This window comes from Neisseria sp. P0001.S005, from assembly GCF_051963715.1.
Map to the genome: position 1 here is coordinate 1 of NZ_JBQCTZ010000161.1, position 7,818 is coordinate 7,818.

The window sequence follows — 7,818 nt, forward strand, 5'->3', positions numbered from 1 at the left end:
AGAAGGTGCTCATGAGAAATCCCCTAAATGTCTTGGTGGGAATTTAGGGGATTTTGGGGAATTTTGCAAAGGTCTCATACAGATTTTTTTCGTGAGGATGAGCCTCAATATCACAATAGCCTAGCCCAGAATTTAATTGTATCGACCGCTGATACAGTTCATTTGAACCGAATAGCACAACGACTGCTGGCAGATATTTATCGCAGTGGATACCTCTATAAAAAATGCGGAATTGAATTACATGGTTTGAAACCAGCTATTCAAATGCAGGCAGACTTATGGGAACCGACAAAAGCCAATCCTGCCATGGAGGCATGGGATAAAATCAACCGTCAGCACGGTAGAGGCCGTCTGAAATTGGCCTCAGAATTACTGGCCGATGACTGGAAAATGAACAGAGATAGATTAAGCCAGTGCTATACCACACGGTTCGCGGATTTGCTCGTAGTCTAAGGATATGATTTCCCCAAAACATCCACAAAATCTGTGGATAATATTCCATAGAAAAAAGGTCGTCTGAAGTTCAGACGACCTTTTTTAACTCATCAATACAGCCTTCCTGCTTCGGTATGATTATTCTGTTGAAAAGTTGGATACAGTTATGGTTTTAATAAACCAAAATCTTTTTGACCTATTTCATCTTCATTCTTATTAGGGAATAGAGGAGAACTTAGGTGGTTTTTAGCCAAACTAATGATGTGATTTACTTGTCGAATGTTGGTAGTCATAAACCCGATAGGCAATGTCACAGGATAAGAAGATAGTTTTGCATGATAACAAACCACAGCAAATTGATCTTCTAGAAACAGAATTTCAGTATTTCCATCTAAGAAACCTTCACAGAATCCATAAAGTACTTTATCCGATATATCTTTAAAATGATTTAGCCATTCTTGTTTTTCATGGCGATTTCGTTCGGAAGGCAAAGGTAGGTATAAACGGAAATCATAGCCATTTTTTTGTTTATCTATTAGATTTTGAATTTTACCATGAATTTTCCGTTGTTTTCCCCAGTAAATATCGCTTGGAGCCAACCAATAGAGTTTTTTAGATGATTTTTTGCTTAATTCATCTAAAATTTTATTGATTTGTTGGAACAAGGTTTCTTGATGATAAATTTGCCCTAGAAAATACAAGCCATTTTGTTGTTCATGCTTCTGATAAACTTTTAAATATTCGTTAAAGTCCAATATTCCGCCGAATAGCACTTTCAAAGTATCGTCATCACTAATTTCTGCCATACTATTACGCAGTTCACGCAAATTATCATGATGACCAAATCGCTCCAGTTGTGCGGTAATGGCTTGCTGGATATTTTCTTGATGAGTAACTGTCGGTACATCATGACGTTCTTTAGCTTCGCCTGTTTCAGGCAACAATTCAAATTGTTGCGTAAAACGGAAATAATCAGGTACGCCTTTGGGTTCTATAGCATCAATTTTATACAAAGAAATATCTTTCTCATCTAACTTGATGATGTCATCTTCCATTAGCTGCCGAAAGCGATTTTGAAATGTTTTTCGTGCAATTTCGCTACTTTCTGATAACACTTTCGGTTCGACAACTAACTCTATGGCTTGCTGGCGATTTTTATCACAGTCGTTTTTTTTCAGAAAATTACTATCTAATAATTCCATACGATATTCACCACCATATTCCTTTAAAGTGGGAATGTGGGGAGAGTCTTGGATGTCTTGAAACAGTCTCTGCCCGTCTGCTGATAATGCAATCAAGCCGTTATCCTGCCAAATAATCCATTTATTGCTCTCCAAATCAGCAAGAGCGACTTCGGTTTCATATTGATTAAAACCAAAGTATTGGGCAATTTGTGCAGGTTTGCACGGTGTTACTTTCAAAAGTCGTAACAAATATTCACGCACGAACGCCACACCTTTATCGCTCATATACGAAAATACGATACGAAAACGCGGAGCCTTAACCACAAAATCAATTTGACTGTAAGTTATGTTTTGTTTACTCATTTTTTCGCCCCGTTTTTCAATATCTTAATTGCATAATCTTGCGGATTATTTTGCTCTTGCTCTTGTATAAAACGTAAAACCTTTGCCAATGGAGTTTTGCTGTTTTTTGGATGTTCCCACATGGTTTTTGCTCCAACGATAATAAGTTTATCCATAGCTCGTGATAAGGCTACGTTAATACGGTTTGGTAGATGCAAAAAGCCTGTGCTACATACTTTATCATGACGGGTCAACGACAAGATAATCACGCGGTTTTCTTTGCCTTGATAACTATCTACACTATCAATTTTAACTAAGCCGCGGAATTCGTCATTCCAACTGCGCTCATTGAATTTTTTACGAATAAGTTTCTTCTGTTCGCCGTACATGCAAATTACACCAATGGCTTTTTCGTTTTTCTCTAAACATTTTTGTACAGGTTCACTATTCATAAACGTTTCATCGTTTGCCAAGTCTTGTAATATCCTAATAATTACATCGGCTTCAGCACGGTTGGATAAACTACCACTTTTGCCTTGTTCATGATACGTATTTGGTAATGAAGTTGTATCTAACCATGTTACGCAGGATTTTATCTCTTCAGGTAGCCTGAAATAAATATTAGGCACATCATTGTCAGTTTTACCGTTTTCCAAAACATTTTCATAAAAACATGCTGATACTAAACTGCCAATCGCAGGAGCCATTCGGTATTGTGTTTTGAGTGTGGCGCAAGTTTGCTTTCCATATTCGGATAGGAAAACGCGTTCAAAATCACTGCCTAATGCTTGATCTAATTCCTCACCTCGCTTGGAAATCCCTAATCGGCGGGCAAGTGCGTTTTTATGCTCATCTGAATACAAAGGCGGTAGTTGCTTATGGTCGCCTACAAGCAAAATACGCGTACCAGACTGCATAGCAATCGCCAATTCACTGGAAATAGAACGTGCGGCTTCGTCCACAATCACCCAGTCGTAGAGATTGTCAGCAATGCCGATATGGCGTTGCCCGATACCTACGCAAGTGCCAATCACAAGCTGACGGGAACGAGCCAAAAATTCATCATAATTGGTGCGTTCGTTAGATAGGGCTTCCAACATATCCTGAGTTAAATCAATCAATTTACCTGCTTGGATATTTTCAAACTGCTGAATATTATGCTTGTGATTTAATTCACTGATAAATTTTGGCAGAATTTCGTCAATTTCAACCAATTCACGTAGCCCCATTGCTTGGGCTTGTTCTTTAATGCTTTTTTCTAATTTTTTGCGTAAGCGTTTTTCATCTTCATCAATGTTTTCATTTTTTGATGAATTGACAATTTTTTGATAACGGCGGATTTGTATGCCAATATCAAACGCTAATTCAGCTCGCTCGCGCAAATATCTTTCAGGCAGGCTCATGCTACGTCCAAGCTGACAGATATTGCTAATCTTGTTTACATTTAATTGAGCTCTTTTTTGCCCGACCAAATTGGGTGAAAAGACATCTTCCAATATTTCGGAATCGGCAATTTCGCGATTACTAAACCGCACCAGTTGCAAATCTGTTCCCAAACGCTGACAGTGTTTACGGATACGTTCGGCAGCAGTATTGACTGCTTCATGTGATTGGCTGACCAGTAGAATATTCCGCACCTTTTGCACATCAAATAAATAATGTACAAATGCGGCAATAAATTCTGTTTTCCCTGTTCCCGGCGGACCTTGTAATAAAGATAATGGTCCATTGGCAATCAAACGTTGAAAGGCAATACGTTGTGCTTCATTAAGGCTTACATTTTTTTCAGGCTGGTCATAGCGTTCAAATTCTTCATCGCTGACATGAATCTCATATTTTTCAGACGGCAAGTTGCAATGTTCATCAAAATAATGCACTAGATTTTCCACCGCACTTTCACCGTCTAAAATACGTTGTAATGCGTTTTTTCGACGGGTATAAGAAGCCTTGTTCTGTTTACTTTGCAAATAAATAGGCGTATCTGCTTGAATATTATTTGCATAATTGGTCCAACTTTTGGATTTGATGTGTAATTCATTTAATTGACTTTTAGCAATATCTACCACACCATATTTAAAGGTTCTTTCTCCATCTTCACTTTTCCCAATAGCTTCAACAACTTCATCCCGTTTGAATTGATCTAGTGGACTGATTTCACCATCATAGGGAATATAACAGCCCCCATTTTCTGTTTTTTGCAATGCTTCGCTGGCAGTAATAGAAGGTAAAGCTTCGGTTTCAGTCTCTAAAATTGCCTGCCAAAGTTTTTGAATACTAGGACGCTGTTCAATAACCGGCACTGCAATTTCAGCATCAACAATCTCAGTTTCAGAAACTTCAAATGTTTCAATATGTTCTTCTTCGGTTTGTTTGGAAATATGTTTAGTAATAAATTGGTTGATGGTATGGATAAACTGCTCGTTAGTTTTTAGTGAATGATTTAATGTAGTCATTTCACTATAAGCACCATAAGTGATATTTAAGCCTAACGTTAGGCTCATTACACTATTATCTCTATCTCGCTTACTGATGTAAGCACGGTTGATTGGAACCAACGCATGAGTAAATTGCTTATTTTCTACTGAATAAAATGCTTTTAATACACCGCCCAAACCGATAAATTGCACCAGTACATCACCTTGCTTGCTCTTTTCAAATTGAACAAACAATTCACCATTTTCAGGATAAATCGCAATCGGTGGAAAAGACTCGCGCCCGCCCACTGTAATATCAATCATCAGCGTAGACGGTTTTGGATTGAGGGCTTCTTTGAAACGAGCCAATGAAATAAACGCAGTTTGGCTGTCTGAATACTCTTGCTGTATCACTTTAGCAACTTCAGCAAAACTTTCAGACGACCTATTCCATTCAACGCCCAATAATTCACACGCCATTTTCATCACGGCAAAATTATCGCGTTGTTTCTCGGTAGGATGATCGAATTCTGGCGAATATTCGGTATTGAACTGGCTTTGCCCACTTGGCGAAAAATCCAATATATCCAAAATATGCAGTTGAACAGAATCATTTTCAATCGTTACCAGCACATTGTCAGGTTTCAAATCGCCATGAGTGAAACCAAGACTGTGTAAATGTTCAATGCTTTGAATAAATTGATGGATAAGAGCCTGTTTTTGTTTATCCGATAAATCAAGTTTGCAAATATCTTGCCAAGTATGCCCGTCAATAAAATCACTTACTGCAAAAAGGCAGCCTGATTTTTTGGCAATACCGAATTCTCGGATTTTCGGTAAATAATCAGGCGACAGATTTGCCAGTTTTGCCATATTTTCCAACCAATTCAAAACCACTCTGGCTTTTGAATTATCGGTTTGCGGGTCTGTATTCAGCCATGCTTTAACCAACAAACCATTGGAACAGTAAACTTCTTTTTCACTGGTTTCTAAAATAAAATCATCATCTTCACGATAGGCACGGGAATGGTTGATATCATGTGTGAATGGCTCTAATTTTGTAAAATCAAATGAAAAATGCACCGCCTGTTCTGGTTTGGCTTGATTAAATTTACCTAAAAATTCCACCGCGCTTTCAAAAGGTGTATCCGATAATGCCGCATGCAAAATTTCGGCATACCATGCTGTTTCATCCGGTAATTTATTTTCCATTTCGTCAAGCGTATCAGATGTAATACGTTTTGCCTGAATGATATGCCACGCCAAAACAGCCAAAGAACGTACATCATATTGGTATGGCGTGAGTTTGATGCCGTCTGAAAGTGGAAAATGAGATTTTGCCAAATCGCCGGAGACTTCCAAAATCTCACGAATGTCACCAACGGTTTCTTCAGATGAAAAATAAGCGGTAGCAAACCCTGATAGCGTAATTTTGTCATCTGCTGACAGCCAAATGCTGTGATTGCCCAAATCACGATGGGCAATACCGACTTTGTGCAACTGAGCAAATTTATCCAACAATAATTGCACCAAACCCAAACGGCGTTCTGCACTTAAATTTTCGCCATTGTATCCGCCGACAAATTGGTCAAAACGTTTTTGCTGTGGAAATAGTTCAAATAAATCAATGTATTCTGCCGTAATTTCGCTTTTTTGCGGGATAGATTTGTAATTCAAACAGGTGTGATACAAGTCTTTATTTTGTAATTTAATATGGTTCAATACATCGTATTCACGGCTGACTAGACGATAACGCCCGTCAGGTGTTTGAGCTTCAGAGCGGTTGATTTTAGTGAAATCCCAACGGCGCAATAAGGCTTGGTCTTGGTGCTTTTTGTTTTCCGTTTCGGCAAGATATTCTTGATAAATATGTTTTGGGTGAGAAAAAATAGGCGTGTCTTCTGCATAATATCCGCCAATGCTGATATTTTTCGGTTTGACTGTGTTGCTACTAAAGATTTTTTTATCAAATAATTCAAAATCCTGATTTAAAGTTTTGCTATCAGGATGCGGGCGGAAACGTGCGTTGAATTGCTTTTCATCTTTTAATTGCAAAAATTCAGTTAATGTTACAACGTGCAATTTTTCATTGTCTGGCAGTTGGCTGAAATCTGCGTTGCCTGTCATCACAACTAAAAAATGGATCTGCGGACGAAAGCCTTTATTGGTAAATTGCTGTTTAAATTTATCCAATTTCTTTTCCAGTATAAATTGTTTGTTTCGTGTAATAGAAACGGGCGAACGACCCATATCTTTATCATTCAAATACCATTTATCTTGACGGCAAATAATTGTTCCATTCCAATGTTTCAACTCAATAATCAACACATTGCAATGGGTAACAATAACCAAATCAAATTCACCTTCTTTACGCTCTTTTACATCAGCAAAGCGAAAGCCCGAGTATCCTTTCCAAGGAAAAATGGATTTAAGGGATTTTAATGTGTCAAATCCCTGTCCTTTTACTTTCTTGTTATTTTCAGAAGCTTGAAAAGCCTGTTTGATTTTTTCAATGGCCTCAACCTCATGTTGAGTTAAACCGCCGCCCCAATCTTGTACTTCCATCATATTGACCTTTTTCTTATAGGTAAGTAATCAAATTAAAAAAACATTCTGTCATTCTACCGAATTTTTATACTTTAACAGCATTAAAGTTGAAAATTAGATCTCAATACGATATACCCAGAATGTGCTTACTACACTAAGTAACAAATGGTATGAGGGTTCTTAATTATGGTCAATCTACAATCATGGTAAAAACGGCTGCCTAAGCAGCCGTTGGTTTTTAATCAATCATCTTGATCGAGCAGTTTTTCAGTTTTGACAAAGGTTCAGTAACAGGAAACGTGTATCCAATAAATTCTTTGAATTGTCCTGTCAAATCCATCTCGTAGAGAGTTCCTGTCCAATCATTGAAAAACTCCAAGAAAAAAGTCATAGACGACGTATAGGGCGTTAAAACCAATCTCTCATATCTCAACTTGCCTTCGAATCCTTCAGAACACACATCACAATGTATTGCAAGGTGATGAAGCTTGTTAGGGTTTTCAGCAAGAATCTTTATCGCTTGATAGAGTAACTCGACATCTACGCTAACTGCTAAATCAGGGACTGAATAGTCGTATTCGTCAGACCGATGAAATATTAGAAAGCTCTTCACTTTCCTCTGGGAAAACAATCTGCAACTTTTGCATCCCGTCTTCTTTGGAAAGTGTGAATTTTGGTTTTTCAGGAATAACATTGCTTTCGGTTTTGATATTACACATACTAGTCTCCAAAATGGGAGACAACCCTTTCGGGTTGCTCCCGAAAGGGTAGGTTTATTCAAAAATTACAAGTTATGATAACTACTCGGATTAAATAGGAAATTTAACATAATATAAATTATGCGAACTTAGACTAGTGTGATGCAATAGTCTTTTCTACAGATTATGGCCACAACC

4 protein-coding genes are annotated in these 7,818 nt (G+C 37.8%); 1 reads left to right on the forward strand and 3 read right to left on the reverse strand.

All coding sequences use genetic code 11. The features are described 5' to 3' along the window. Positions 1 to 27 precede the first annotated feature (27 nt). The gene (locus ACTHSP_RS15355) at positions 28 to 453 is read left to right on the forward strand and encodes a DUF4113 domain-containing protein (RefSeq protein WP_440346386.1); all 426 of its coding nucleotides are present in this window, start codon (positions 28 to 30) and stop codon (positions 451 to 453) included. Positions 454 to 599: 146 nt separating this feature from the next. Here ACTHSP_RS15355 and ACTHSP_RS15360 read toward each other — a convergent pair whose 3' ends face one another. The 3 genes from ACTHSP_RS15360 to ACTHSP_RS15370 form a co-directional block, all read right to left on the reverse strand. Then, a complete protein-coding gene (locus ACTHSP_RS15360; RefSeq protein WP_314512602.1) occupies positions 600 to 1,982 on the reverse strand; it encodes a hypothetical protein in 1,383 nt (460 codons plus the stop codon). Beyond that, on the reverse strand, positions 1,979 to 6,940 hold the full coding sequence (locus tag ACTHSP_RS15365; protein ID WP_440346387.1) for an AAA domain-containing protein: 4,962 nt from the start codon (positions 6,938 to 6,940) through the stop codon (positions 1,979 to 1,981). The genes ACTHSP_RS15360 and ACTHSP_RS15365 overlap by 4 nt, the downstream gene beginning before the upstream one ends. Before the next feature lie 563 nt (positions 6,941 to 7,503). Next, positions 7,504 to 7,641: a hypothetical protein gene (locus tag ACTHSP_RS15370; protein ID WP_314512599.1), complete on the reverse strand. Its 138-nt coding sequence runs from the start codon at positions 7,639 to 7,641 to the stop codon at positions 7,504 to 7,506. Between the last annotated feature and the right edge of the window lie 177 nt (positions 7,642 to 7,818).